The organism is Allobosea sp. LjRoot237 (assembly GCF_964253285.1).
Classification (GTDB): Bacteria; Pseudomonadota; Alphaproteobacteria; order Rhizobiales; family Beijerinckiaceae; genus Allobosea.
In genome coordinates, this window is record NZ_CAXUQP020000001.1 from 614,269 (window position 1) to 640,917 (window position 26,649).

Sequence of the window (26,649 nt, forward strand, 5' to 3'; positions counted from 1 at the left end):
TTTATCAAGAGGACCATCATGCTCGTGACATCCAACAGGCTCGGACGTGGGCTGAGGTATTCCGTCATTTTCGCCGGGCTGCTGGCAGGCACTGCCGCCTGGGCGGGGCCGACGCTCGATGCCGTCAAGCAGCGCGGCTCGATCAAGGTCGGCGTCGGCACTTCACCTGGCTTCTTCGCCCCGGACAGCAACGGCAAATGGCAAGGCTTCTTCGTCGATTTCGGCCGGGCGCTCGCGGTGACGGTGTTCGGCGACGCCGAGAAGGTGAGCTTCACCTCGTCCTCGCCGCAGCAGCGGCTGTCGGCGCTGCAGGCCGGCGAGTTCGACATCCTGCTTTCGGGCGTCACCCAGACCGCGACGCGCTCCTTCAAGCTCGGCTTCCATTTCGGTCCGATCGTCTTCTATGACGGTCAGGGTCTCCTGGTGAAGAAGGCGCTCGGGGTCAGCAAGGCGGCCGAGCTCGATGGCGCCACCATCGGTATCCAGAGCGGCACGACGGGTGAGCTCAACATCGCCGACTTCTTCCGCAAGACGAAGAAGAGCTTCAAGCCGGTGGTGATCGAAGAGACCAAGGAGTTCGTCAACGCGCTCGAAACCGGCCGTGTCGATGCCCTCACTCAGGACGCTTCCGATCTCGCCCTGCGCCGCATCCAGCTCGGCAAGCCGGATGATTACGTGCTCCTGCCCGAGCGGCTGTCAAAGGAGCCGCTGGCGCCGGCGGTCCGCTCGGGTGACGATCGCTGGCTCGAGATCGTCAACTGGACGGTCTACGCGACGATCCAGGCCGAGGAATACGGCATCACCCAGGCCAATATCGACGAGTTCCTGAAGAGCGAGGATCCCGGCGTGAAGCGCTTCCTTGGCGTCGACAAGTCGCTCGGCGAGGCGCTCGAACTCGATCCGAAGTTCGCTTACAACATCGTCAAGGCAGTCGGGAATTACGGCGAGATCTTCGAGCGCAATATCGGCAAGAAGAGCAAGGTCGGCTTCGAGCGCGGCTACAACCAGCCCTGGTCGCAGGGCGGCCTACTGTACTCGCCGCCTTTCCGCTGAGCGTCGCCACGAGGGATGAACTCTCCCGCATCCTTGCAGGCGATCGCGCCGGGCCCGAAAGGGCCCGGCCTTTTGCGTGCGCTCGCCGAGTGGTGGGGTGAAAAGCCATTCACGCAGCTGGTGGTCTTCGTGATCGTCGGTCTTGGCTTCGCGCTGCTCGGCAGCAATCTCATGCACAATATGGCGCGGGTCGGCCTCACCCCCGGCTTCGGCTTTCTCGGCCATGCCGCCAATTTCGAGATCGGCGAGGGGCTGATCGCCTATTCGGCCGGCGACAGCTATCTGCGCGCCATCGCTGTCGGGCTGCTCAACACCGTGCGCATCTCGCTGGCCGGCTGCATCCTCGCCACCATCCTCGGCGTCGCGCTCGGCATTGCCAGGCTCTCGTCGAACCCGCTGCTGTCGCGCCTCGTGCAGACCTATGTCGAGATCGTCCGCAACACGCCGCTGCTGCTGCAGATCTTCTTCTGGAATGCGCTCTTCCATGCCTTGCCCGGGCCGCGACAGGCATTGTCGCCGCTGCCGGGCGTCCTGCTCAGCAATCGCGGCTTTTTCTTCCCCTTCGTCGCCGATGACGGCGCGACCCCCGCGATCCTGACGAGCAGCTTCCTGCTTGCCGTGCTGGTTGGCGTCGCGCTGAAATGGCGGCCCCGCCGGACCGGCCGCTCGAACCTCAAGCGAAGTGTGGCATTCGTGCTCGCTGCGGCGATGCTGCCGGTGGCCGTCGCCGCGCTCTTCGGTGCTGTACCTGCCATCGACCTGCCGAGGCTGTCCGGCTTCAACATCCGGGGCGGTATCTCGCTCTCGCCCGAATTCATGGCGCTGCTGATCGCGCTCGTCGTCAACACGTCGGCCGGCATCGCCGAGACCGTGCGCGCCGGCATCCTGTCCGTATCGGTCGGGCAATGGGAGGCTGGCCGCGCGCTCGGCCTGTCCTATGGCCGGATCATGCGCCTGATCGTGCTGCCCCAGGCCCTGCGCGTCATCGTCCCGGTGATGACGTCGAGCTATCTCAGCCTGACCAAGAATTCGAGCCTCGCTGTCGCCATCGGCTTCCCCGATCTGGTCAACATCCTCAACACCACCGCCAACACCACCGGCCAGGCGCTGGAAGCCATTCTCGTGATGATGCTGGCCTACCTGACGCTGAGCCTTGCCGTCTCCACCGCGATGAACGCCTATAACCGGCGCTGGGCTCTTCGGGAGCGGTCTGCGGCATGAGCGCCATGGTGGAGCGGGATGCGTTCGCTCACGGAGGCGAACGCTGGCGCAAGCTGCGCGCCGACCTGATCGGCTCGCGCACCAATGCGGCGATCACGCTCGGCGTCATCCTTCTCGTCCTCTGGCTCGCGCCGCTCTTCCTGCGCTGGGCGGTTGTCGATGCGATCTGGCGCGGCGATGCCGCTGCCTGCGCAGTGGCAGGTGCAGGCGCATGCTGGGCCTTCATCGCCGAGAAGCTGCGCTTCATCACCTTCGGCTTCTATCCGCCGCACCTGCACTGGCGCGCCGGCCTGGCGCTCCTGCTGATGCTGGCCCTGCTCGCGGTCACGGCCTGGCCGGGAAACTGGAGCCGGCGCCTGCTTGTGGTCTGGGGCGCGGCGCTGATCGGCGTGCCGCTGCTCCTGCTTGGCTGGCCCGGCGGCGAGGTCGTGCCGACCGAGCGCTGGGCCGGCTTGCCGGTCACCTTCCTGCTGGCGATCGGAGCGTTTGCGGGCGCCTTTCCTCTGGCGATCCTTCTGGCGCTGGGGCGCCGCTCGAAAATGGGAGGCGTGCGGCTTCTCTGCGTGGTCTTCATCGAGGTGCTGCGCGGCGTCCCCTTCATCGCGGTGCTCTATGCCGCGACGCTGCTCTTCCCGCTGATGCTTCCGGCCGGCTCGGCGATCGACAAGTTCCTGCGGGCCGAGGTGGCGCTGACGCTGTTCGTCGCAGCCTATCTCGCCGAGGTCGTCCGCGGCGGTTTGCAAGCTGTTCCGGTGGGCCAATACGAGGCGGCGAAGGCGCTGGGCCTGTCCTATTGGCGGACCATACGCCTCGTCGTGCTGCCGCAGGCGCTGCGCGCGGTGATCCCGCCGCTCGTCAATCTGGCGATCGGCATCTTTCAGGACACCACGCTGGTGATCATCATCGGCATGTTCGACTTCCTGAACACGGCACGCGTGTCGGCGACGGATCCGAACTGGCTCGGCTTCTACAGGGAGGCCTATGTCTTTGCCGCCATGGTCTATTTCATCGTCTGCTTCTGCGCCTCCCGCTACAGCCTGTGGCTGGAAGTCAGGCTTGCAGCCGGACGGCGAGCGCGGCTAGCTGGCCCGAAATGAGTACTCGCTTGCGACCGCCGACCAATTGCGGCGATCCTGCTTAGATGACCTTCGCGCGCAATGTGGCGGTGACGATCTCAGTGACGACCACCACCGCGAAGATCACGACGAGCACGAGCCCGACCTGATCCCAGTAGAGATTGTCCATCGCCGCCTGCAGGGCGACGCCGAGGCCGCCGGCGCCGACCAGACCGAGCACGGCGCTCTCGCGCACATTGATGTCCCAGCGGAACAGGCTGACGGCCAGGAAGGCCGGCTTCACCTGCGGCCAGAAGCCCTTGAGCAGGACCGAACGCCGCGGCGCGCCGGCCGCTCGGAGCGCCTCGATCGGGCCGGGCTTGGCCTCCTCGATCGCCTCGGCCAGGAATTTTCCGGTGAAGCCGATCGAATGGACCGCCACGGCCAGGACGCCGGCGAGGGCGCCGGGGCCGAACACGGCGACGAAGAACAGGGCCCAGACCAGCGTGTGCACCGAGCGCGTCGCGACCAGGATGAAGCGGCCGAGCGTGTTGACCCAGGCCGAGGAGGTGATGTTGCGGGCGCACATCAGCGCGACCGGCGTCGCCAGCAGGATCGCCAGGATCGTGCCGAGCGTCGCGGTGTGCAGCGTCTCGATCAGCGCCTGCTGCACGGTCTTGGGGAAGTAGGCCCAGTCGATCGGCCACATCCGGGCGAAGAGATCGACCGTCTGCGCCGGGGCGTCATAGAGGAATTCCGGGATGACCTCGATGGTCTGGACAGACCAGCCGAGCGCCAGCGCCGCGACGGCCCAGAAGGCGAGGCGCATGCTGCGCTCGGCCGTGGTGAAGCGGTGCCAGACCGGGCCGGAGGCGCCCATCTTCACTTCGCCGCTTGGCGCTTCGTCCTGATAGACCCGGCGCATGAAGGCGGAGAGGATCTCGCCCGCCATCACCGCCAGGATGATCGCGATGATGATGGTCAGCACGAAATCATAGTCGAAACGCTGGAAGGCGGTGAACAGGGTGGCGCCGATGCCGCCGCCGCCGACCAGGCCGACAAGGGCGGAATTGCGCAGGTTCGAATCGAGTTGGTAGGCGGCAAAGCCGATGAAGCGCGGCAGCACCTGCGGCACCACGCCCATGGTCACCACCGAGAGGAAGGGCGAGCCGGCGGCGCGCAGCGCCTCGATCGGCTTCATCGACATTTCCTCGATCGCCTCGGCGATCAGCTTGGCGATGAAGCCGATCGTCGCGACGATCAGCGCCAGGATGCCGGCTAGCGCGCCGAAGCCAACTGCCTTGACGAAGAGGATGGCGACGATGACCGGGTGGAAGGTGCGGCAGAGTGCGATCAGCCCGCGTGCCAGCACCGTCATCGGCAACGGCATCAGGTTGCGGGCGGCGCAGAGGCCGACGGGCAGGGCGAGCAGGACGCCGGCGCCGGTCGCGATGATGGCGATCTGCAGCGATTCCAGCATGCCCTGCGCGAGCAGCTGCAATTTGTCGTGCGCCAGGTTCGGCGGGAACATGCGGCCAAGGAAGCGCGCGCCATTGCCGAGCCCTTGGACGAAACGCTCCCAGCGGATGTCGACGATGCCGGCGGCATAGATCACATAGGCGATGAACAGAGCTGCGCCGATACGCAGCGACCAGTTCGGCGGAAAGGCGCGATTACGCAGGCTGCCGCCGGCGTTAACGGGAGGAGCGCTCATTCCATCCAGCCTTCGCCACCATAGATCTCGGCGAGATGGCTGTCCTGCAGCCCGGTCGGCGGCCCGTCATAGACGACGACGCCTTTGGACATGCCGATCATGCGCAGCGCATAGCGGCGGGCGAGGGCGACGTTGTGGATGTTGACCAGCACCGGGATGTCGCGCTCGCGGCCGACCTTGGCGAGCAGCTCCATGATCTCGACCGAGGTCTTGGGGTCGAGCGAGGAGGTCGGCTCGTCGGCGAGGATGAGGTCGGGCTCCTGCATCACCGCGCGGGCGATGCCGACGCGCTGGCGCTGGCCGCCGGAGAGCTGGTCGGCGCGGCGGGTGGCGAAGTCGGCGAGGCCGACGGATTCGAGCAGCGCGAAGGCGCGGGCGATGTCCGCTTCGGGGAAGCGCCGCGTCCAGGCGCGCCAGACCGGGACATAGCCGAGCCGGCCGCAGAGCACATTCTCGATCACCGTCAGCCGCTCGACCAGATTGTATTCCTGGAAGACCATGCCGAGGCGCCGGCGCGCAGCCCTGAGTGCCTCGCCCTGCAGCTTCGCCAGATCGGTCCCGCCCAGCATGATCGAGCCGGAGGTCGGATCGACCAGCCGGTTGATGCAGCGGATCAGCGTCGACTTGCCGGTCCCGGACGGGCCGATGATCGCGACGATGCCGGGCTCGGTGACGCTCAGCGAAATGTCGCGCAGGACCGGCTGGCCCTTGCGGTACTCCTTGACGAGGTTGCGGATGACGAGCGCCCGGCCATGGCCGGGCGCCTCTGCGACGGGAAGCGCGCTCATGAGCTGGTTATGGCCTTCGCGTCAGGGAGCCTTGGCCGGTGCCGGCTGCTGCGCCTTCTTCGCGGCGGCTTCGGCCTCGCGTCTGGCCTCGGCGTCATAGGCCGACTTGTTGTAGGGCGTGCCCGATTTCTCGGCGACATCACGCACGACCGCCCAGTCCTTCTGGTAGGTGATCGGCAGGAAGCGGTCGTCGCCGTTGAACTCCTTGGTCATCTCCGGGGTGAAGCGGAAGGAGAAAAAGCAGTCGGTCAGCTTCCTGGCGAGCTCGGGCTTGAGGTCGTGGGCATAGGCGAAGGAGGAGGTCGGGAAGATCGCGCTGCGATAGATCTCGCGGGTATCCTCCTTCTTGATCGTGCCGCGCACGATCATGCGCTCGTAGACGTCGCCGGCGACCGCACCCATGTCGTAGTCGCCCGAGACCACGCCGAGAATCGACTTGTCGTGGCCGCCGGACATCAGCGGCTTGTAGTCCTTGTCGGCTTCGAGCCCGAGCTCGGGGAAGAGCACGCGTGGCGCCAGATTGCCGGAGTTGGACGAGGGCGAGGTGTGGGCGACCTTCTTGCCCTTGAGGTCGGCGAGCTTCTGATAGGGGCTCGAGGCCTTGACGACGGCGACGAGGTTGTAGCCCCGCACGCCGGCGGCCGAGCCCTTGGCTGCGAAGGGGATCGCGCCGGCGAGGTTGACGGCAAAGCCGGTCGGGCCGGTCGAGAAGCCGGCGAAATGCAGGCGGCCCGAGCGCATCGCCTCGATCTCGGCCGAGTTCGACTGCACGGGATAATAGACGATGCGCTTGCCGGTGCAGGCGGCGAGATGGTCGGTCAGCGGCTTGAAGATGTTGGCGTAGACGGCGGGGTCCTCGACCGGCGTATAGGCCCAGACCAGCGCTGACGGGTCCTTCTGCCTCGAGGCCTCGGTCGGCACGTCGGCGACGAGGTCCTTGTTGCCGTCGCAATACATCGTGTCGAGCTGGCCGCGATTGGGGCAGGCGTCCTGTGCCTGTGCCGCGCCGGCGAGCCCGAGGCTAAGGAGCAGCGAGGTCGTGGCGGACAGGCAAGTCAGCGTCTTGGTCATTGGCGGCGTCTCTCCCGGTCGATCTTCGTTATGAGCCGGCTATAGTATGTGACACAAAATCGTCATATTCCAGCCAAGCGAGACGCCATCGTTTTACGACTATAGTGGCCTTGCATCCCGCGGCTGTCTGCCACTCCCTAGCCGCGCTGGACCAGCGACCTCTCGCGATGAATTCGCGGCGCGTTCGGACCGAACGATAGCTTACGCGCTGCCACTGCTCGGCTGAAGAGCTGGTCAGCGCCCGGTCAGGAACAGGCCGGAGACAAAATAGGCCAATGCCGAGATCAGGCCCGCCATCGGCATGGTGACGATCCAGGCGAAGACGATGCCGCGCGCGACGCCCCAGCGCACCGCCGTGACCCGCCTTGCCGCGCCGACGCCGATGATCGCGCCGGTGATGGTGTGCGTGGTGGAGACGGGAACGCCGAGATAGGTCGCCATGAACAGGGTGATCGCGCCGCCCGTCTCGGCGCAGAAGCCCTGCTGCGGCGAGAGCCGCGTGATCTTCGAGCCCATGGTGTGGACGATGCGCCAGCCGCCACAGAGCGTGCCGAGCGCCATCGCCGCCTGACAGGAGATCACCACCCAGAACGGCACCGAGAAGGTCTCGCCCATCATGCCGTGCGAGAACAGGAGCACGGCGATGATGCCCATCGTCTTCTGCGCGTCATTGGCGCCATGGCCGAGCGAATAGAGCGAGGCCGAGACGAACTGCAGGAGGCGGAAGGTCGAATCGACCTTGATCGGTGCGAGCCGCAGGAAGGTCCAGGAGACGATCAGCGCCAGCAGCAGGGCCAGGGCGAAGCCGATCGCCGGGGACATGAAGATCGCGATGAAGGTCTTGCCGAGCCCCCACCAGACGATCGACGAGAGGCCGACCTTGGACAGGCCTGCGCCGACCAGTCCGCCGATCAAAGCATGTGACGAGCTCGACGGGATGCCGGCGATCCAGGTCACGACATTCCAGACGATCGCGCCGGTGAGCGCCCCGAAGATCACGCGGTCATCGACGATCGCCGCCTGGATGATGCCGGAGCCGACCGTCTGGGCGACGTGCAGGCCGAAGAACAGGAAGGCGATGAAGTTGAAGAAAGCGGCCCAGAACACCGCCCATTGCGGCGCCAGCACCCGGGTCGAGACGATGGTCGCGATCGAGTTGGCAGCGTCGTGCAGGCCGTTGAGGAAGTCGAACAGCAGCGCGACGGCGATCAGGAAGATGAGGGCAGGGGCGAAGCTGGCGAGATCCACGGCGCTGCGCGCTTTTCAGAGATGTTCGAGGACGATGCGGCTGACGCGCTTGGCGACATCCTCGAAGCGGTCGACGACCTTTTCGAGATGGTCGTAAACCTCCGCTCCGACGATGAAGCCCATCGCATCGGTGCCGCGGTGCGCCTTGAACAGCTCCTTCAGGCCGCGATCATAGAGCTCGTCCGAGCGCTCCTCGATCGCGCCGATCTCCTTGGCGAGCGCGCCGATGCCGACCGCATGCTTCTTGATGTCGCGCAGCATCGGGAGCAACTCGCCGACCTTCAGCGAAGCGGCGACGATGGTCTTGCCGAGCTCCTGCATGCTGGGGGCAAAGCTCTCGACCTCAAAGAGCCGGATCGCCTTGGCGGTCTTCTGCATCTGGTCGATGGCGTCGTCCATCGAGCCGATCAATTCCTCGATGTCGCCGCGGTCGAAGGGCGTGATGAAGGTGCGGCCGACCTCGAGCATGACCTCGCCGGCGATGGCGTCGGCACGGTTCTCCTCGGCGAAGATCTCGGCGCAGCCGGCCTCGATCGGCCTCGCCCCGCTGAGCACGCCGTCGAGTGCGAGCGCTCCAGCCTTCAGCGTCTGCGCATGACGCTCGAACAGCACGAAGAACTTGTCTTCCTTCGGCAGCAGCTTCTGGAACCAGCCCAGCATCGGAACGGCCTCTCACCAACCTCGTCAGTCCGCAGCAAGGAGCGGGGATGACACGCTTGTGCCTTCTGTGACAGTTTTGCGACGACGGCAATCCGGATTCCCGGCCTTGCCCTCCGCGGGCCTCGACGTCGGCGGGTGAAGAACGATCAAGGGAGGACTGAATGTTTACACGCAGGATCGCGCTCGTCTCGGTGCTGGGGCTCGCTTTGGCCGCGACGGCCGCTCAGGCGCAGGCACCATCGGGCAAGGTCACGGTCGTCACCTCGTTCTCCAAGGACGTCACCGACCCGATCAAGAAGGCCTTCGAGAAGGCCGTGCCGGGCGTGACGCTGGAAGTCCAGAACCGCAATACCAATGCCGGCGTCAAATATGTCGAGGAGACCAAGGCCAACAACCAGGTCGACCTGTTCTGGGCCTCGGCGCCGGACGCCTTCGAGGTGCTGAAGGGCAAGAAGCTGCTGACGCAGTACAAGCCCAAGGCGACCGGCATTCCCGAGAAGATCGGATCCTATCCGATCAACGACCCGCAGGGCTTCTATTTCGGCTTTGCGGCCTCGGGCTACGGCATCATGTGGAACGACCGCTATGCCAAGGCCAACAAGCTGCCCGAGCCGAAGGACTGGCAGGACCTCGCCAGGCCGGTGTTCTACGATCATGTCTCGATCGCCTCGCCCGCCCGCTCCGGCACCACGCACCTGACCGTCGAGACCATCCTGCAGGGCGAGGGCTGGGAGAAGGGCTGGCGCACCCTCAAGGAGATGGCTGGCAATTTCCGGTCGATCACCGATCGCTCCTTCGGCGTGCCGGAGGCGGTCAATTCCGGCCAGGTCGGCGTCGGCATCGTCATCGACTTCTTCGCTTTTTCGGCGCAGGCCTCGGGCTTCCCGGTCAAGTTCGTCTACCCGACCGTGACCACCGTCGTGCCGGCCAATGTCGGCATCATCGCCAACCCGCCGAACAAGGCCGCCGCCGAGGCCTTCATCGAGTTTCTGCTCTCGCCGGTCGGCCAGGAGGTTCTGCTCGAGCCCGGCATCCGCCGCCTGCCGGTCAATCCGGCTGTCTATGCCAAGGCCGGAGCCGACTATCCCAACCCCTTCACCGATCCGCGCTTCCAGAAGATGATCGGCTTCGACGTCGACAAGTCCGAAGCCCGCACCGCCGTGGTCGACACGCTGTTCGACCAGCTGATCTCCTTCCAACTCGATGCGCTGAAGGGCGTGACCAAGACCCTGCACGAGGTCGACGCGGCACTCGCCAAGAAGCCGAACCCGCAGGCCAAGGCGCTCGCCGACGAAGCCCGCGCACTGGTCGCCGCATTGCCGGTGACCGAGGCGCAGGCCGCGAGCCCAGAGCTGCGCGGCGCCTTCACCGGCGCCAAGGAGAAGGGCGCCCGCCAGGCCGAGATCGAGAGCCAGTGGGCGAGCTTCGCCCGCGACAACTACGCCAAGGCCAAGGCCAAGGCGGAAGAAGCGCTGAAGGTGGCGAAGTAGCCCTCGCTCTTCGTCATCCCGGACAAGCGACGTAGTCGCGCCGATCCGGGATCCATCGAAGGGCGCCGTGCTCTACAATGGATCCCGGCGCTCCGTTTCGCTGCGGCCGGGATGACGCCCCCGCCCTTCGGCCGACGATCAGGACCATCATGACCGCCATCCCTGCCAAGGCGCCGTCTCGCCGTAAGGCTTTTTCGGCCACGCCCGGCCAGATCGCGCTGGCGCTCGCCATCGCCGCCTTCCTGCTGATGTTCCTGGTGCTGCCGGTGGCGACGGTGATCTACGTCGCCTTCACCGAGAAGGGCACCTCGACCTTCACGCTGGTCAATTTCTACGATTTCTTCCGCACCGAGCTGTTCATGCGCTCGCTGTGGAACTCCTTCTACGTCTCGGCGATGTCAGTGGTCTGGGCCTCGGTCTTCGCCCTGCCGCTGGCCTACCTGACCACGCGCTTCGTCTTCCGCGGCGCGGCATTGGTCCAGACGCTCGGCTTCCTGCCGCTGATCATGCCGCCCTTCGTCGGCGCGGTGGCGATGCAGCTCTTCTTCGGCCGCAACGGCTCGGTCAACCTGCTGCTCGACGACTGGTTCGGCTTCAAGATCGACTTCATGGAGGGGCTGAACGGCGTCATCTTCGTCCAGTCGATCCACTATTTCCCCTTCATCCTGATCAACCTCTCGGCGGCGCTGCGCAATGTCGATCGGGCGATGGAGGAGGCGGCGCAGAATCTCGGCTCGTCGGGCTTCCGGCTGTTTCGGCGTATCGTCTTCCCGCTCGCCATGCCGGGCTATCTGGCCGGCGCCTCGCTGGTCTTCGTCAAGGTCTTCGACGATCTCGCAACGCCGCTGCTGCTCAACGTCAAGGACATGCTGGCGCCGCAGGCCTATCTGCGCGTCACCTCGATCGGCATCGCCGATCCGATGGGCTACGTCATCTCCGTCGTGCTGATCGTCGCCTCGGTCGCCGCCATGTGGCTGTCGGCGCGAGCCCTGAAGGGGCGTGATTATGCCACCACCCAGCGCGGCGGCGGCGGTCTCGCGAAGCGGGTGATGACGCCATGGGAGGCCGTGCTCGGCTATGGCGTCGTCATCCTGATCCTGGCACTGGTGCTGGCGCCGCATCTCGCCCTGCTGCTGCTCTCCTTCGCCACGATCTGGTCGTTCTCGCCGCTGCCCGACGCCTATACGCTCGCCCATTACGGCCGCGTCTTCGGCGAGAGCTCGGTCTACATCAAGAACACGCTGATCTATGCCAGCCTCGCCGGCGGCATCGACATCGTGCTCGGCGTCGCCATCGCCTATCTCGTGCTGCGCACCAAGCTGATCGGCCGCGAATGGCTCGACTGGATGGCTTCGGCGGCGCTCGCCATCCCCGGCGTCGTGCTCGGCATCGGGTACCTCAGGACCTTCTACGGCGTCACCCTGCCGGACGGCACGCCCCTGGCCTCGCTCTGGATCACCATCGTGCTGGCGCTGGCCATCCGGCGCCTGCCCTATGCGCTGCGGGCCTGTTATGCGGCGCTCCAGCAGATCTCGGTCTCGCTCGAGGAAGCGGCGGAAAACCTCGGCGCCACCAAGTCGCGCACCGTGCGCCGCATCGTCGTGCCCTTGATGGCCGGCGGCATCCTCGCCGGCTTCGTCACCTCGTTCTCGACGGCGGCGGTCGAGCTCTCGGCGACGCTGATGCTGGTGCAATCGAACTCCGATGCGCCGTTGGCCTACGGGCTCTACGTCTTCATGCAGTCGGCGGCCGGCCGCGGGCCCGGCGCGGCGCTCGGCGTCGTCGCGGTCATCCTCGTCGCCGCCTGCACCTTCCTTTCCCATCTCATCATCGAACGCAGCCAGAAGGCCAAAGGACTGGGCCACTGACCATGAACGCACCCTTATCCCTGACCACGCCGGCGGTGTCCGTCGACATCGCAGGCGTCAACCTGTCCTATGGCACCAACCATGTGCTCAAGGACGTCAATCTCGCGATCGAGCCGGGCGAGTTCTTCGCCTTCCTCGGACCCTCCGGCTGCGGCAAGACTACGCTGCTGCGCCTGATCGCCGGCTTCAACCAGGCCGATACCGGCCATGTCCGGATCGGCGGCAGGGACATCACCGATCTGCCGCCCTGGAAGCGCGATGTCGGCATGGTCTTCCAGTCCTATGCGCTCTGGCCGCATATGACGGTGCGCCGCAACGTCGCCTTCGGGCTGGAGGAGCGCGGCGTGAAGCGCGCCGAAGTCGAGCGGCGCGTCGAGACGGCGCTCGGCCTCGTCGGCCTCGCCCATCTCGCCGATCGGCGGCCCTCGCAGCTTTCTGGCGGGCAGCAGCAACGTGTCGCGGTGGCGCGCACCGTCGCGATCGAGCCCAAGGTCCTGCTGCTCGACGAGCCGCTCTCCAATCTCGACGCCAAGATGCGCGTCCAGGTCCGCCGCGAGCTGCGCGACCTGCAGCAGCGGCTCGGCCTGACCACGATCTTCGTCACTCACGACCAGGAAGAGGCGAACACGATCTGCGACCGCATCGCCGTGATGAACGACGGCATCGTCCAGCAGGTCGGCACGCCGATGGAGCTCTATGAGCGGCCCGCCAACCTCTTCGTCGCCGGCTTCCTCGGCACGGCCAACATCCTGAAAGGCCGCATCGTCGGCAGTGGAGCGGAGCGTTACTTCGAGATCGACGGCGGCACCAGGTTTCCAATCCCCGAGGATGACCGCATTCCCGATGGCGCGGCGCTCGTTTTCCGCCCCCAACATGCGACCCTCACTGATCAGGCCGGACCTCAGGACGGAGCGCTTTCATTGCCCTGCATCATCGCGAACCGCGAATTCCTCGGTGCGAGCATCCGTTACGGCGCCCGCATTGGCGCCACAGAAGTCGCAATCGACGTGCCGTTCCAGTCCGGGAAATATCTCTTTGAGATCGGCAGCAGCGGCTGGTTGAAACTTTGGCCCCGGTCGCTTCACTGGCTCTCGGTATGACGTAGAACTTCATTCCAGGCGCCAAGCGAGCAAGATCCGGAATGCGATAGAGCCAGAGAGGGCAAGTCCGCGATACGCGTTTGCGGATCTCTGAGGGGCTGCCCGTGAACCTTCACTGATTTTGAAACCTTACTCACCAGCTCGGCCTTCCAACAATTCTCCCCAGGCATTCATCAATTCACGGCGCTGCGCGAGCGCGTCACCGCGCCGATAGGCACGCCCGGTTTCATCGCCGACGACACGGGCCAGAGCAGATGCCGTCGAGGCTGGCGTTGCAGCTGGTGATCGCCACGAGCTCGATGCTTCTGCGGACGCAGCCTGCGAAGCTCAGGCCACGTCCTTCCACTTCGGCAGGGCGTCGCCATGAGCGGCGATGAGCTCGTCGACCATGCGCCTCGTCTCCTGCAGCGACAGCACGCTCGCCGCATGGCGGTCGAGCGCCGCGGCCCGGTGGACGCGCTCGCGGTCGCCGTCGAGCGCGGCGCGCACCGTCAGGTCCTGGACGAAGACATGAGGTGCGCAATGCGCTGCCAGCTCAGGCGGCAATGTGCCGGCATGGCAGGGGCGCAGGCCGTTGCGATCGACGATGACCGGCACCTCGACGCAGCAGCCTTCGGGCAGGTTGTCGATCAGCCTGGTGTTCTCGACATTGCCGTAGATCACCGTCGGCTCGCCGGTGACCATGGCCCGGATGATCAGCGAGCCGTACTCGTCGCTGCGCTCCAGCGGAAAGGCCTCGCCCGCGAGAAGCTTGCGGCGCGTCTCGGCATAGCGGCCGAGATTGCGGACGCTGCGCCGGACATATTCGTCGACCGGCACGTCGTATTCGGCGATCTGGTCGTCGCGGCGCAGGAAATACGGAGTATACTCGGCATTGTGCTCGCTGGATTCGCTGACGAACCAGCCGAGCGTCCGCATCAGCTCGAAGCGAACCTTGTCCTTGGCGTAGATCTCGGGATCCGCCATCGCCTGGCGGAGCGCCGGATAGGCGTCCTTGCCGTCGATCTGGAGCTTGAGGAACCAGGTCATGTGGTTGATGCCGGCGCAGTCATAGCTCAGCCGCGACTGCTCGACCCCAAGATAGCTCGCAAGGTCGCGCGCCGTGTGCTGGACATTGTGGCAAAGGCCGACGACGCGCTGCTCGGGATAGGCCTTGTAGACCGCCCAGGTCAGGATGCTCATCGGGTTGGTGTAGTTCAGCAGGACGGCGTTCGGGCAGAGCTCGCGCATGTCGGCGACGAGGTCGAGCATGAAGGGGATGGTGCGCAGTCCCCGGAAGATGCCGCCGATGCCGACGGTGTCGGCTATCGTCTGCTTCAACCCGTATTTCCGGGGTATGTCGAAGTCGAGCAGCGTCGCCTCGTGCATGCCGATCTGGACCATGTTGATGACGAAGTCGCAGCCCTCGAGCGCGCGCCGGCGGTCGAGATGCTCCTCGATCACCGCATCGGCGCCGAACTGCTTGGCGGTCCAGCGCGCCATCATGCCGCCGGTCTCGAGTCGCTCGGGATCGATGTCGTGCAGCGAGATCACCACGCGCCCGAGCTCAGTGAAGTTCAGGATGTCGGTCAGCAGGTTCTTGACGAAGACAGCGCTGCCCGCGCCCATCATGGCAATCTTGACCACCGGTCTTTCCCTTTCGAAACGTCGATACTGGTTGGTCCGCGCTCCCGCGCGGCCCGGTCACTTGAGGCCCGAGCCGGAGATGCCCTGGACGAAATAACGCTGGAAGAAGGTGAAGATGATCAGCATCGGCACCAGCGAGAGCAGCGCGATCGCCATGATCATCGTCCATTCGGTGTTGAACTGGCCGCGCAGCAGGTTGAGGCCGAGCTGCACGGTGTACATCTCGTGCTTCATCATCACGACCAGCGGCAGGGCGAAGTCGTTCCAGCGCCACATGAAGGTGAAGATCACCAGCACGGCAATGATCGGCTTCGACAGCGGCACGACGATCTTGAAGAAGATCTTCAGCTCGCTGGCGCCGTCGATGCGCGCCGCCTCCAACAGTTCGTCGGGGATCGAGACCATGAACTGGCGAACCATGAAGATGCCGAAGGCCTCGGCGGCGCGCGGCAGGATCACGCCCCAGTAGTCGCTGAGCAGGCCGAGCTCGGAGACCACCAGGAAGAGCGGTACGATGATGACCTGGAACGGAATCATCAGCGCCGACAGCACCGCGAGGAAGAGGATGTCGCGGCCGGCGAAGCGGAATTTGGCGAAGGCGTAGCCGCAGAGCAGGTTGATCGTCACGGTGATCACGACCGCGACCACGGTGATGATCAGCGAGTTCGCAGCCCAGCTCAGGAACGGCACGCGCCCGATCGCGTCGGAGAAATTCTGCCAGACGAAGCTCGACGGGATCAGGCCGGCGGCGCCGCTGAAGACCTCGTCCTTCGGCCGCACCGCAGTCGCGAACATCCAGTAGACCGGGAAGAACATGATCCCGGCGCCCGCCACCAGCAGGAGCCAGATGCTCGTGGTCTCAAGGCGCCCCTTCAGGGCGCTGCGGTTGGTTCCTGCGATCATGTCGGGGCCCTCATGCGACGTCCTCGACGCGTCGGTTCACCCGCCACTGCACCAGTGTGAAGAGCAGGACCACGACGAAGAGCACGATGCCCATGGCGCTGGCATAGCCCATCTCCGCGCCGACGAAGGCCGCCTGGTAGATGTACTGGACGATCATCGTCGTCGAGAAACCGGGGCCGCCGCCGGTCATCACATAAATCAGGTCGAAGACCTGGAAGGAGTGGATCACGCCCAGGATCAGCAGGAGGAAGGTGGCCGGACGCAGCAGCGGCCAGGTGACGAAGCGGAACTGCTGCCAGCGGCTGGCACCGTCCATCTGCGCGGCGTCGTAATAGGTCGGCGAGATCGACTGCAGCGCCGCGAGATAGACCACCATGCAAAAACCGACCCGGACCCAGAGCGAGGTGACGATCAGGGAGAACAGCGCCCAGCGCGGCGAGGACAGCCAGGCGACAGGACCGAGGCCGACTTGCTGCAACAGCGTGTTGATGACGCCGTAATTGTCGTTGAAGAGCCAGGCCGCGATCACTGCCGTCGCCACGTTGGAGATCACGACCGGCAGGAAGAAGACGCTGCGCAGGATGGTGCGGCCGAGAAGGTCGCGGTTGAGAGCGACCGCCAACAGCAGGCCGATAGCAAGGCTCATCGGAACCGTTGCGATAGAGTAGACCGCCGTATTGCTCAGCGACTGCCAGAACAGCGCGTCATTCGCGAGCCGGGTGTAGTTCTCCAACCCGATATAGCGCGGCGTGTCGATCAGGCTCCATTCCCGCAGGCTGATGTAGAGCGCGTAGAGCAGCGGGAAGAAGACGAAGACTGAGAACAGCGCCATGTTCGGGGCGATGAACATGTAGGGCGTCAGCTGGTTGCGCTTGGCTTGCAGCCAATAGCGCCGGGCGTCCGCCGCCGAGGGCCGGGCGGCGGCCGGCCCTCTCAGGTTTTCTGCGATCGCCATCGTTGCCATGCCGTCAGACCAACAGCGTGGAGCGCACGTGCTTCTCGATGTTCGCGACGGTCGCGGTGGGCGACTGGCCGGAGGTGAAGGCGAGCTCGAGCTCGTCGGCCAGCTTGGCGTTGAAGCGGTCCCAGGTCGGCAGGACGATGGTGCTGACGAGATGCTCCGGGACGGTCGCCGACTGCTCGAGGAAGACCTTCATCTCCTCGTTGCGGATGTCATAGACGAGGCCCTTCTCCTTCAGCGATTTGCGCACCGGCAGGAACTGCGCCTTGGTGACGAACTCGCGCATCGCCTCCTCCGCGACCATGAACTTGACGAAGTCGGCCGCGACGTCTGGGCTCCTGCTGTCACGCGAGACCGCCAGGGCATTGCCGCCGAGATCGGCCGCCATCGCGACGTCGCGCGGCAGATAGGTGACGCCCCATTTGAACTTGGCCTGGTCCTGGATGAACGGGATCTGCCAGTCGCCGTGCAGCAGCATGGCGATCTTGCCGGTGGCGAACAGGTTCTGTACCGGCTCGGAGCTCTTCAGCGAGGTGTTGGGCGGAACGAGCCCATCCTTGAACCAGCTCTGGGTCCAGGCGACGGTCTCGGCCGCCTCCTTCGTATTGATCTGCGGACCCTTGAGCTCGTTGTCGAGCAGCTGGCCGCCATGCTGGTAGAGATACATCAGCCAGCGATAGGCGTTGGAGTTCTGCCAGTTCATCGCGAAGGCGTAGTTCAGCCCGGCCTTCTCCTTCGCCAGCTTCGCGGCGCCGATGAACTCCTGCCATGTCCAGCTCTTGTCGAGGCTCCGGGGTGCTTCGATGCCGAGCTTCTCGAAGATCTCGGCGTTGTAGAACAGCGCGAAGGTGTCGGTGTGATGCGGCAGGGCGTGAGGCTTGCCCTTGATGGTCGAGGCGCGCCAGACCGAGGGCAGGAAGTCCTGGCCGAACCCGGCATCGAGATACTGCGACAGGTCGATCGCCGCGCCGCTCTGCCCGTAGCGCCCGATCCGCTGATACTGGGCGCGGAAGATGTCCGGCGCCTGCTTGCCGGCGAAGCGGGTGTCGAGCTGCTGGTAATACTGGCCGCTCGGAACGAACTCCAGCTTGATGGCGACGTTGGGATTGCGGGTCTTGTATCGCTCGATCAGGGCGTTGAAGGCGGCGACCTCGGCAGGGGAGCCCCAGGAGGTCATGCTCAGCGAGGCGGCCTTCTGGGCGCTGGCTGCGCCCCAGTACATGCCGGCCCCCGCGCCGATACCGGCGCACAGCCCGGTTTTGACGAAATTGCGCTTGGTGATGGTCGTCATGGTTTCGATCTCCCTTTGGTCTTTTTTATCGTTGGAATGCGGTGGGCTCTTTCAGGCTCCTTCCCGGCTGATAGCGGCGCGAGTGCCGCCGCAGGATTCGCGCACCAGCAGGCGCACCGGCAGCACCTGCTCGCGTGGCGCCGGCTCGGCCTCGCCTTCCAGCCGGCCGATCACCGCCTCGACGGCGAGCCGGCCGATGTCGGCGCGGGAATAGTCGACCGTGGTCAGTTCCGGCGTGACGAAGCCGCCGAGCGCGATGCCGTCGAAGCCGACGACCGCCATGTCCTCAGGCACCCGCACGCCGTGCTTGCGCAGCGCGTGCAGCGCGCCAACCGCCATCTGGTCGCTGTAGACGAAGACGGCGCTCGGACGCTCGTCCTGTGCCAGCAGCTCTTCCATTGCCGAGAAACCGCCGGCGAGGCTTGGCTCGGCCATCGCGATCAGATGCGGGTCGGCGGCGATGCCAGCTTCCTGCAGCGCCTGCGCATAGCCATCCGAGCGCTCGCGGCGCTTCAGCAGGCGCTGCGAGGCGCTGCCGATATGGGCGATGCGGCGATGGCCGAGGTCGAGCAGGTGCCGGGTCGCGACGTAGCCGCCCCGCTCCAGATCGACGCGCACCGCCTGGATCGCCGGATCGGGGCTGTGGTGCTGCATCACCACGATCGGCATGCCGTTGTCGGCGAGCTTCTTCAGGTCGGCGGCGAGGTCGGCGGGGGGAGCAGCGACGATCACGCCATCGGCGACGCCGCCGGAGAGCAGCGCATAGGCCCGCCGCTGCACCTCGTCGAACTTCGCCGACATGATGTTCAGCGAGTAGCCACGCTCGAGGGCAGCCGCATGGGCGGCGCCGATGATCTCGGCGTTGTAGAAGCTGTCCAGCGTATAGAGCAGCAGCGCGATGACGTTGGTGCGCCAACGCCTCAGCGAGCGCGCGGCATGGCTCGGCTGATAGCTCAGACGGGCGGCTGCATCGGCGACACGCGCCCGTGTCTCGGCCGAGATGCCGAGTTCGCCGCCGCGATCATTGAGAACGAGCGAGACAGTGGTGCGCGAGACGCCGGCGAGCTTCGCGACCTCGGCGCTGGTGGCGCGGCTGCTGGTTCGCTTGAGCGGAAGCACGCGCTTCACCAAGGCCATCTCCGTCCCTAATAATGTTGTCTAACACGATTTAGGTCGAGGCTAAATGCCGGATCGCCAGTCTGTCAAGGCCGGTGGTGTAGGCCTTTCCCATTTTGCGGAGAGTTTCCGGGCGTGCCGCTCGGCCACCTTGCTCGGCGTTTGCGGTCAGCCGAAAGGCGCTATAGCCGCGATCGAGCAGCTGTCTGAAAATAGGTGACAGGCAGCGATCCGGCTGTCACCTAGCCGCTTTTGGCCATCCAACAGATGTGGTTCCGGACAGCATTCTGGCGACCATGCTGAAGGTGCCTGGAAGCGGACCCTCTTGATTGACCCGCCGAGAACCGATGCAACTCTCGGCTAATCGGAGGTCGAGCCGGTCGCAGGCGGAGGCCTCGTATCCCGAAGCGGATCGCAAATCCGCTGATCGAGACCTCAGCGCGACATCATCTGAAGCGGCCACATCACGATCTGCGGGAAAACCACGAGCAGTACGAGCACGGTGATCTGGGCGACCATGAAGGGCAGGACGCCTTTGATCACGCCGGTCATCGGCACTTTCGCTACGCCGCAGACGACGTTGAGCACGGTCCCGACCGGCGGGGTCACCAGGCCGATCGCATTGTTCATGATGAACAGCACGCCGAAATAGACGGGATCGATGCCGGCCTGCTTGATCACCGGCATCAGGACAGGTGTCATGATCAGGACCGTCGGGGTGAAATCGAGCGCCGTGCCGACGATGAGGACCAGCAGCATCAGTATGGCCGTCAGCAGCATCTTGTTGCCCATGAAGGGCTCCACCATCTCGGCGAGCTGCTGCGGGATGTTGGCCGTCGTGATCAGCCAGGCCGAGACCCCGGCGGCGGCGACCAGGAACATGATGACGGCCGTGGTTTCGGCGGCGCGATACATCAGGCCGAACAGGTCGGTGATCTTGATCTCGCGATAGATCACGACGCCGACGAAGAGCGAATAGGCGGCGGCGATGACCGCGGCCTCGGTCGGGGTGAACAGGCCGAATTTGAGGCCGCCGATGATGACCACCGGCAGGACCAGCGCCCACAGCGCGTTGCGGGTCTCGGCCAGCCGTTCGCGCATGCTGCGCTTGGGCTCGACGCGCGGGTTGTCGCGCGTGATGCTCCAGCGCCAGGCCAGCATGATCGCCACGCCCATCATGATGCCCGGCACGATGCCGGCGATGAAGAGCTTGGTGATCGAGACGCCGCCGGTGACGCCGAAGATGATCATGCCGATCGAGGGCGGGATCACCGGCGCGATGATGCCACCGCAGGCAATGAGGCCGCAGGAGCGGTTGATGTCGTACCCGGCGGTCCGCATCAGCGGGATCAGCACCGAGGCCAGCGCCGCGGTGTCGGCCACTGCCGAACCCGAAAGCGAGGCCATGATCACCGCAGCGATGACGGCGACGTAGCCGAGGCCGCCGCGGATATGGCCGATCCAGGCCATCGCCATCGTGATGATCCGGCGGGTCATGCCGCCGGCATTCATCAACTCGCCGGCCAGCATGAAGAAGGGCACGGCGAGCAGCGGGAAGCTGTTGGCGCCGTCCCACATGTTCTGGATGATGATCTGCGGATCGGAGATGCCCATGTAGAGCATCATGGCGAGGCCGCAGCCGATCAGGGCGAAGGCCACGGGCATGCCGAGCGCCATCAGGCCCAGCAGCGACGCGATGAAGACGAAAACGATCATGGCTTGGCTCCTCCAGCCATGTGCGCCTTCATATCGCGCTCGGCCTCGAGGCCTTCCGCCAGCCCCTCCTCGTGGACATCGATCAGCTCGTCATCGGCGACTTCGCCCCGCGCGAGGCGAATGAGGTTCGACAGGCAGATCAGCGCGATCGCGGCCCCGGTGACGTAGCTCACGCCATAGACCCAGAGCATGCTGATCTGGGCGACCGGCGAGGCGTTGCCGGCGATGATGTCGTGCTGCAGCCAGGTGCCATAGAAGATGAACAGCGAGCAGATCAGCATGATGACCTGGCTGATCGCCCAGCAGATCTTGCGGCCGAGCACCGGCAGCGCCTGGACGACCATGTCGACGCCGAGATGGCTGCGCCGATGCAGACCGATGATGCCGCCGAGGAAGGTCATCCAGACGAAGGCGAAGCGCGGGATTTCCTCCGACAGGTCGATGCCGGTGTTGAAGAACAGCCGCAGGACCACATTGCCGAAGACCATGATCAGCATCACGGTCATGCAGAGCACGAGAATGATCTCGATGATGCGGTAGAACCCGTCGACCGCGGTCTTGAGCAGGCTGCTCATCAGTCACCTCGCCGGCAATATGTGAGGGTTCCGGCCTCAAGCCGGGCCGGGACGGGCGGCCGGCGCAAGGCCAGCCGCTGCTGCGCGTGCCTTTACTTGGCGGCGCGCGCCTTTTCGATCTCGGCCACGAAGCCGGTCACGAACTCGTCGCCGATCTGTCCCTTGAACTTCTCGACGACCGATTTGACCTTGTCCTGGACCTTGCGCAGGTCGTCCGCCGACACCTCGTTGACCGACACGCCGGCTTCCTTGAACTTGCCGATGACGTCGCGATCACCCTCGTCGAGCAGCTTGCGCTGGAGCAGGCCGGCCTCGGTCGCGGCCTTCTGGATGCCGGCCTTGTCATCGGCCGAGAGCGTGTCCCAGAACTTCTTCGAGGCGACCAGCGCGACCGGCGTGTAGACGTGGTTGGTGATGGAGATGTACTTCTGCACCTCCTGCATCTTGTTCGACCACATGTGCAGCAGGGGGTTCTCCTGCCCGTCGAGGGCCTTCACTTCGAGCGCGGTGAACACCTCGGAGAACGCCATCGGCACGGCGTTGGCGCCGATCGACTTCCAGGTGTCGAGTGCGACCGGATTGGCCATCACGCGCAGCTTGAGGCCGGAAACGTCTTCAGCCGTCTTCACCGGGCGGCGGCTGTTCGAGAGGTTGCGGAAGCCCATGCCGGTCCAGGTCAGGCCCACCAGTCCGCTCGGCTCGATCTTGTCGAAGATCTTCTTCACCGAGGCGCCGTCGAGCACGGCGTAGACCTCCTTCTCGTTCTGGAACAGGAAGGGCAGGTCCCAGACCTGCACTTCCTTCACACGGGTCGAGAGCGGCGCCAGCGTGCCGATGTAGAATTCCTGCGTGCCAGCCTGGACCGCCTGGAGCTGCTTCTCGTCGCTGCCGAGCATGGCGGAGTGGAAGGCCTGCACCTTCACATTGCCCTTGGTGTAGGTGCCGGCAAGCTCGGCGAACTTGCTGACCGCCGTCGCCTGCGGATGGGTGTCGGGCATGGCATGGCCGATCTTGGCCTTGACCTCGGCCATGGCGCTGACCGAGCCCAGCAGCGCTGCGGTCAAGGTCGCGATGAAAGCAAAGCGTGTCGGACGGAATTGGGTCACGGCTCTCGTCTCCTAATCGATTAGGCGGGGGTTTGCCATTTGAGCCCCTGCGGGTTCAATGGACCTGCAAGGTTTTTCCACCGCGAGGTGGCGGAGTTCATTTTCGCTGCTTCTTGATCTCGGCGTAGAAGTCGCTGACGAAGGCGGCGCCGATCACCTCGGTGTTCTTCTCGATCACGGGCTGGATCGCCTTGCGGATCGCATCGAGCTCGGCCGGCGGCATCTCGACCGCCACCATGCCCTTGGCCTTGAGCTCGTTCAGTACCTCGCCAGCCTCGCGAAGCTCGACCTCACGCTGGAAGGCGCGCGTCGTTTCCGCCGCGGCCTGGACGGCTGCTTGCTGCTGCGGGTTCAGCGAGGCCCAGAACTTCTTCGACACGACCAGCGCGACCGGCGTGTAGACGTGGTTGGTGACCGTCAGGTGCTTCTGCACCTCGAACATCTTGTTGGCATACATGTCGACGAAGGGGTGCTCGTAGCCGTCGAGCGCCTTGGTCTCCAGCGCCGTATAGACCTCGGTGAAGGCCATCGGCACGGCGTTCATGCCCATGGCGTTGAAGCTCGCCAGCGCCATAGGGCTCTGCATGACGCGAACCTTCAGCCCCTTCATGTCGGCGAGCGAATTTATCGGACGCTTGCTGTTCGACAGGTTGCGGAAGGCACCGCCCGACCAGGCCAGGCCGTGGATGTTCATGTCGGCGAGGCTGTCGAGCAGGCGTTGGCCGGCCGGTCCGTCGAGCACCGCCGCAGCCTCCGCATCGCTCGCGAACAGGAAGGGGAAATCGAAGATCTGGAGCTCTTTCTTGCGCGCTGCGATCGGCGAGAGCGCACCCATGTAGAAGTCGATCGTGCCCGCCTGCGTGGCGATCAGCATCTTCTCTTCCGAACCGAGCGCAGCATTGCCGAAGACCTCGACCTTGACGCTGCCACCAGTCGTCTTGGCGACCTCTTCGGCGAAGCGACGCATGGCTGCGGCGCGCGGGTGCGAGTCGGCGAAGGAGTGTCCGAGCTTGGCGGTTTTCGTCGCCTGGGCCGCGGCCGGCGCGACATGGATCGCGGTCAGCGCCACTCCGGCAGCGAGACCGGCAAGCATCGTCCGACGCGTTTGCTGGAGCATGGCAACCTCCCCGTTGATTGGGCGCTCCTGTCCTCGCTCTGCTGGCGGGCGCCGATAAATTCTCAATAACGCCGCTCATGTCAGGTTGTCAAACAACTGACAGCATGACAACATGAGGGACGAACGGGAAACGTCCATGCAGCTGTCATCGATCGGATCCAGACCCAACCTCGCCAACGACGCCGCCGCCGCCCTGGCGAAATCGATCAAGACCGGGGCGCTGCAGCCGGGCGCACGCCTGCCTTCCGAGACCGAGCTGGCGCGCCAGCTCGGCGTCAGCCGGCCTGTGGTGCGCGAGGCGATCGCCTATCTGCGCGCCGACGGCATCGTCGAAAGCCGGCGCGGCCTTGGCTTGTTCGTCAATCAGCAGGATTCGCTGCGCCTGCGACGAGCCGAGATCGAAGTGTCCGAGCAGTCAATCCTGCAGTTTCTCGAATTCCGCCTCGGGCTCGAGGTCGAGGCGGCGCAGCTCGCTTCCCTGCGCCACGCGCCTGAGGATCTGGCGCGAATGGAGGCGGCCGATGCCGCGCTAAATGCTGCGGACGACATCGGCGAAGAGAGCTCTCAGCACGATCTTGCCCTGCACCTCGCCATCGCCGCGGCCGCGCACAATCCGCTCTTCCTGAACGTGCTGCAGTTCGTCTCGAGCCCGCTGCTCAACTCGATCCAGAGCATGCGCGCCAAGGACCGCGGCGAAGTCTCGAACATCGCGATCCGCCGCGCCGATCACGCCGCAATCCTCGACCGCATCCGCGCACGCGATCCGGCAGGGGCAGGGGAGGCGATGCGCAAGCATATCGGCGAATCCTATCGCCGCTACGCCGCGCAGGTCACCGCAGGCGGGCCGAAGCCGATCCACCCCGCGCTTCAGGCGACGGCGACCCAGGAGCGCTGAACGTGAATCACCTGTTCGATCTTTCCGGGCGCACCGCGCTCGTGACCGGCTCGTCGCGCGGGCTCGGCCGGGCCATGGCCGAAGGGCTCGCCGACGCGGGAGCTGCGATCATCCTCAACGGCGCCGACAAGGGCCGGCTCGACGAGGCAGTCGCTGCGCTGACGGCAGCCGGGCACAACGCGCGCGGCCTGCGCTTCGACGTGACCGATGAGGCGGCCGTCATCGCCGCGTTCGAGGCGCTCGATGCCGAAGGCGTCGAGGTCGACATCCTCGTGAACAATGCCGGGATTCAGTTCCGCAAGCCGATGCTGGAGCTGGAAACGGCCGACTGGCGCCGCGTGATCGACACCAACCTGACCAGCGCCTTCGTAACCGGTCGCGAGGCCGCCCGGCGTATGGCCAGACGCGGCCGCGGCAAGGTCATCAATATCGGCTCTCTGACCAGCGAACTCGCCCGCGCCACCGTCGCGCCCTACACGGTGGCGAAAGGCGGCATCAAGATGCTGACCAAGGCGATGGCGGCCGAATGGGGCGAGCTCGGCATCCAGGCCAACGCGATCGGCCCCGGCTACATGTTGACCGACATGAACCAGGCGCTGATCGACAACCCGACCTTCGATGCCTGGGTGAAGGGCCGCACGCCGGCCCGGCGCTGGGGCAGGCCGGACGAACTCGCCGGCACCTGCGTCTACCTCGCCTCGGCGGCCTCCGACTATGTCAGCGGCCAGATCATCTATGTCGACGGCGGCATGATCTCGGTTCTCTGACCTTTCCGCCGGTTGCACGCTGCGTCCTTCCAGCGATCGCCGATCAGTTCAATCGCCTCCATCGAGGCCAGCCAGGACCACCCGACATGAAGATCACCGCCATCGAGACGCTTCGCGCCGAGGAGTTCGGCAACGTGCTGTGGGTGCGCGTCCACACCGATGCCGGCATCATCGGCCTGGGCGAGACCTTCTACGGGGCGGCCGCAGTCGAGGCACATCTGCACGATACGCTCGCCGGGCGCCTGCTCGGCAAGAACCCGCTGCATATCGAGGCCCTGCACAGGGAAATGACCAACCTGCCGATGGCGCAGTCCTCGACCGGTGCAGAATCGCGCGCAACCTCGGCAGTCGACATCGCGCTCTGGGACCTGTTCGGCAAGGTCTGCGGCCAGCCGGTGCACCAGATGCTGGGCGGCCTCTGTCGCGACAAGCAGCGCATCTACAACACCTGCGCCGGCACGAAATATGTTCGTTCCAGCAATATCAAGCCGGTCTCGAACTGGAGCCTGGACGAGAATGAGGGCCCCTATGAGGACCTCGACGGCTTCATGACGCGTGCCGACGCCGTGGCCGAAAGCCTGCTCGAAAGCGGCATCACGGCGATGAAGATCTGGCCGTTCGACCCCCCGGCGATCGAGAACCAGGGCGTCCACATCACGCCGGCGCAGATGAAGAAGGCGATCGAGCCCTTCGAGAAGATCCGCAAGGCCGTCGGCGACAAGATGGAGATCATGGTCGAGTTCCACTCGCTCTGGAACCTGCCGACCGCAATCAAGATCGCCCGCGCGCTCGAGCCCTACAGCCCAACCTGGTACGAGGATCCGATCCGGATGAACTCGCCGCAGGCGCTCGCCGAATATGCGCGCTCGACCACAGTCTCGGTCTGCGCCAGCGAGACGCTGGGCTCGCGCTTCCCTTACAAGGACATGCTCGACCGGGATGCCATGCACATCGTCATGGCCGATCTCTGCTGGACCGGCGGCCTGACCGAAGGCCGCAAGATCGCGGCGATGGCCGATACCTATCACCGGCCGTTCGCGCCGCATGACTGCATCGGCCCGGTCGGCTTCGTCGCGGCGATCCATGCCTCGTTCAGCCAGCCCAATACGCTGATCCAGGAGTCGGTGCGGGCCTTCTATCGCGGCTGGTATCTCGAGCTCGTCACCGAGATGCCGAAGATCGAGGGCGGCTACGTCTATCCGACCGAAGCGCCGGGCCTCGGCATCGACCTCTTGCCCGCGGTCTATGAGCGCTCCGACCTCAGCGTGCGCAGATCGACGCTGTGAGGCGGACCCGGCACGGCTCCTG

Annotated in this window: 23 protein-coding genes; 9 read left to right on the top strand and 14 right to left on the bottom strand. The window is 65.4% G+C overall.

All coding sequences use genetic code 11. The annotated features are described in order from the left end of the window. The first annotated feature begins 18 nt into the window (after positions 1-18). From ACSQ24_RS02880 to ACSQ24_RS02890, 3 genes are read left to right on the top strand one after another with little or no spacing between them, the layout of a single operon-like run. Entirely contained in the window at positions 19-1,053 is a 1,035-nt protein-coding gene (locus ACSQ24_RS02880; RefSeq protein WP_436093225.1) for an amino acid ABC transporter substrate-binding protein, read from the top strand. 15 nt (positions 1,054-1,068) lie between these two features. Next, positions 1,069-2,274 carry an amino acid ABC transporter permease gene (locus tag ACSQ24_RS02885; RefSeq protein WP_436093226.1) on the top strand — a complete coding sequence of 402 codons (1,206 nt, stop codon included), beginning with the start codon at positions 1,069-1,071 and terminating at the stop codon, positions 2,272-2,274. Continuing rightward, entirely contained in the window at positions 2,271-3,371 is a 1,101-nt protein-coding gene (locus tag ACSQ24_RS02890; RefSeq protein ID WP_436093227.1) for an amino acid ABC transporter permease, read from the top strand. Before ACSQ24_RS02885 ends, ACSQ24_RS02890 begins: the two co-directional genes overlap by 4 nt. Before the next feature lie 40 nt (positions 3,372-3,411). Here the strand turns inward: ACSQ24_RS02890 and phnE are convergent, their stop codons facing one another. The 5 genes from phnE to ACSQ24_RS02915 form a co-directional block, all read right to left on the bottom strand. Further along, a complete protein-coding gene (gene phnE, locus ACSQ24_RS02895) occupies positions 3,412-5,043 on the bottom strand; it encodes a phosphonate ABC transporter, permease protein PhnE (protein ID WP_436093228.1) in 1,632 nt (543 codons plus the stop codon). Continuing rightward, complete coding sequence (gene phnC / locus ACSQ24_RS02900) at positions 5,040-5,831, bottom strand: phosphonate ABC transporter ATP-binding protein (RefSeq protein WP_436093229.1); 792 nt, start codon at positions 5,829-5,831, stop codon at positions 5,040-5,042. Before phnC ends, phnE begins: the two co-directional genes overlap by 4 nt. Positions 5,832-5,852: 21 nt before the next feature. Continuing rightward, positions 5,853-6,902 (bottom strand): phosphate/phosphite/phosphonate ABC transporter substrate-binding protein, encoded by a 1,050-nt coding sequence (gene phnD / locus ACSQ24_RS02905; protein ID WP_436093230.1) that lies wholly within the window; start codon positions 6,900-6,902, stop codon positions 5,853-5,855. Between the two features lie 234 nt (positions 6,903-7,136). After that, positions 7,137-8,150, bottom strand: coding sequence for an anion permease (locus ACSQ24_RS02910; protein ID WP_436093231.1), 1,014 nt, complete (start codon positions 8,148-8,150; stop codon positions 7,137-7,139). A 15-nt stretch (positions 8,151-8,165) separates the two neighbouring features. Next, on the bottom strand, positions 8,166-8,810 hold the full coding sequence (locus ACSQ24_RS02915; protein WP_436093232.1) for a DUF47 domain-containing protein: 645 nt from the start codon (positions 8,808-8,810) through the stop codon (positions 8,166-8,168). A 161-nt stretch (positions 8,811-8,971) separates the two neighbouring features. On the opposite strand from ACSQ24_RS02915, the gene ACSQ24_RS02920 reads away from it, so the two are divergent. The 3 genes from ACSQ24_RS02920 (at position 8,972) to ACSQ24_RS02930 (ending at position 13,268) form a co-directional block, all read left to right on the top strand. After that, entirely contained in the window at positions 8,972-10,300 is a 1,329-nt protein-coding gene (locus ACSQ24_RS02920; protein WP_436093233.1) for an ABC transporter substrate-binding protein, read from the top strand. 149 nt (positions 10,301-10,449) lie between these two features. Continuing rightward, positions 10,450-12,168 carry an ABC transporter permease gene (locus ACSQ24_RS02925; protein WP_436093234.1) on the top strand — a complete coding sequence of 573 codons (1,719 nt, stop codon included), beginning with the start codon at positions 10,450-10,452 and terminating at the stop codon, positions 12,166-12,168. 2 nt (positions 12,169-12,170) lie between these two features. Then, positions 12,171-13,268, top strand: a complete 1,098-nt coding sequence (locus ACSQ24_RS02930; RefSeq protein WP_436093235.1) for an ABC transporter ATP-binding protein — start codon at positions 12,171-12,173, stop codon at positions 13,266-13,268. Between the two features lie 327 nt (positions 13,269-13,595). Here the strand turns inward: ACSQ24_RS02930 and ACSQ24_RS02935 are convergent, their stop codons facing one another. The 9 genes from ACSQ24_RS02935 to ACSQ24_RS02975 all read right to left on the bottom strand — a co-directional run bounded on the left by ACSQ24_RS02935 (position 13,596) and on the right by ACSQ24_RS02975 (position 23,679). Then, entirely contained in the window at positions 13,596-14,894 is a 1,299-nt protein-coding gene (locus tag ACSQ24_RS02935; protein WP_436093236.1) for an alpha-glucosidase/alpha-galactosidase, read from the bottom strand. Between the two features lie 57 nt (positions 14,895-14,951). Continuing rightward, positions 14,952-15,797: a carbohydrate ABC transporter permease gene (locus ACSQ24_RS02940; protein ID WP_436093237.1), complete on the bottom strand. Its 846-nt coding sequence runs from the start codon at positions 15,795-15,797 to the stop codon at positions 14,952-14,954. A 10-nt stretch (positions 15,798-15,807) separates the two neighbouring features. Then, a complete protein-coding gene (locus ACSQ24_RS02945; RefSeq protein WP_436093238.1) occupies positions 15,808-16,752 on the bottom strand; it encodes a carbohydrate ABC transporter permease in 945 nt (314 codons plus the stop codon). Positions 16,753-16,765: 13 nt separating this feature from the next. Continuing rightward, positions 16,766-18,049, bottom strand: coding sequence for an ABC transporter substrate-binding protein (locus tag ACSQ24_RS02950; protein ID WP_436093239.1), 1,284 nt, complete (start codon positions 18,047-18,049; stop codon positions 16,766-16,768). A 51-nt stretch (positions 18,050-18,100) separates the two neighbouring features. Further along, positions 18,101-19,177, bottom strand: coding sequence for a LacI family DNA-binding transcriptional regulator (locus tag ACSQ24_RS02955; protein WP_436093240.1), 1,077 nt, complete (start codon positions 19,175-19,177; stop codon positions 18,101-18,103). Between the two features lie 423 nt (positions 19,178-19,600). Further along, complete coding sequence (locus tag ACSQ24_RS02960; protein ID WP_436093241.1) at positions 19,601-20,881, bottom strand: TRAP transporter large permease; 1,281 nt, start codon at positions 20,879-20,881, stop codon at positions 19,601-19,603. Continuing rightward, the gene (locus tag ACSQ24_RS02965; protein WP_436093242.1) at positions 20,878-21,456 is read right to left on the bottom strand and encodes a TRAP transporter small permease; all 579 of its coding nucleotides are present in this window, start codon (positions 21,454-21,456) and stop codon (positions 20,878-20,880) included. The genes ACSQ24_RS02960 and ACSQ24_RS02965 overlap by 4 nt, the downstream gene beginning before the upstream one ends. A gap of 92 nt (positions 21,457-21,548) precedes the next feature. After that, positions 21,549-22,562 (bottom strand): TRAP transporter substrate-binding protein, encoded by a 1,014-nt coding sequence (locus ACSQ24_RS02970; protein WP_436093243.1) that lies wholly within the window; start codon positions 22,560-22,562, stop codon positions 21,549-21,551. 97 nt (positions 22,563-22,659) lie between these two features. Next, a complete protein-coding gene (locus ACSQ24_RS02975) occupies positions 22,660-23,679 on the bottom strand; it encodes a DctP family TRAP transporter solute-binding subunit (RefSeq protein ID WP_436093244.1) in 1,020 nt (339 codons plus the stop codon). Positions 23,680-23,815: 136 nt separating this feature from the next. Between ACSQ24_RS02975 and ACSQ24_RS02980 the strand changes: the two genes are divergently transcribed. From ACSQ24_RS02980 to ACSQ24_RS02990, 3 genes are all read left to right on the top strand, one after another. Beyond that, positions 23,816-24,574 carry a FadR/GntR family transcriptional regulator gene (locus ACSQ24_RS02980; protein ID WP_436093245.1) on the top strand — a complete coding sequence of 253 codons (759 nt, stop codon included), beginning with the start codon at positions 23,816-23,818 and terminating at the stop codon, positions 24,572-24,574. Positions 24,575-24,576: 2 nt separating this feature from the next. Beyond that, the gene (locus ACSQ24_RS02985; protein ID WP_436093246.1) at positions 24,577-25,341 is read left to right on the top strand and encodes an SDR family oxidoreductase; all 765 of its coding nucleotides are present in this window, start codon (positions 24,577-24,579) and stop codon (positions 25,339-25,341) included. A gap of 86 nt (positions 25,342-25,427) precedes the next feature. Continuing rightward, the gene (locus tag ACSQ24_RS02990; RefSeq protein WP_436093247.1) at positions 25,428-26,627 is read left to right on the top strand and encodes a mandelate racemase/muconate lactonizing enzyme family protein; all 1,200 of its coding nucleotides are present in this window, start codon (positions 25,428-25,430) and stop codon (positions 26,625-26,627) included. Positions 26,628-26,649: the final 22 nt, after the last annotated feature.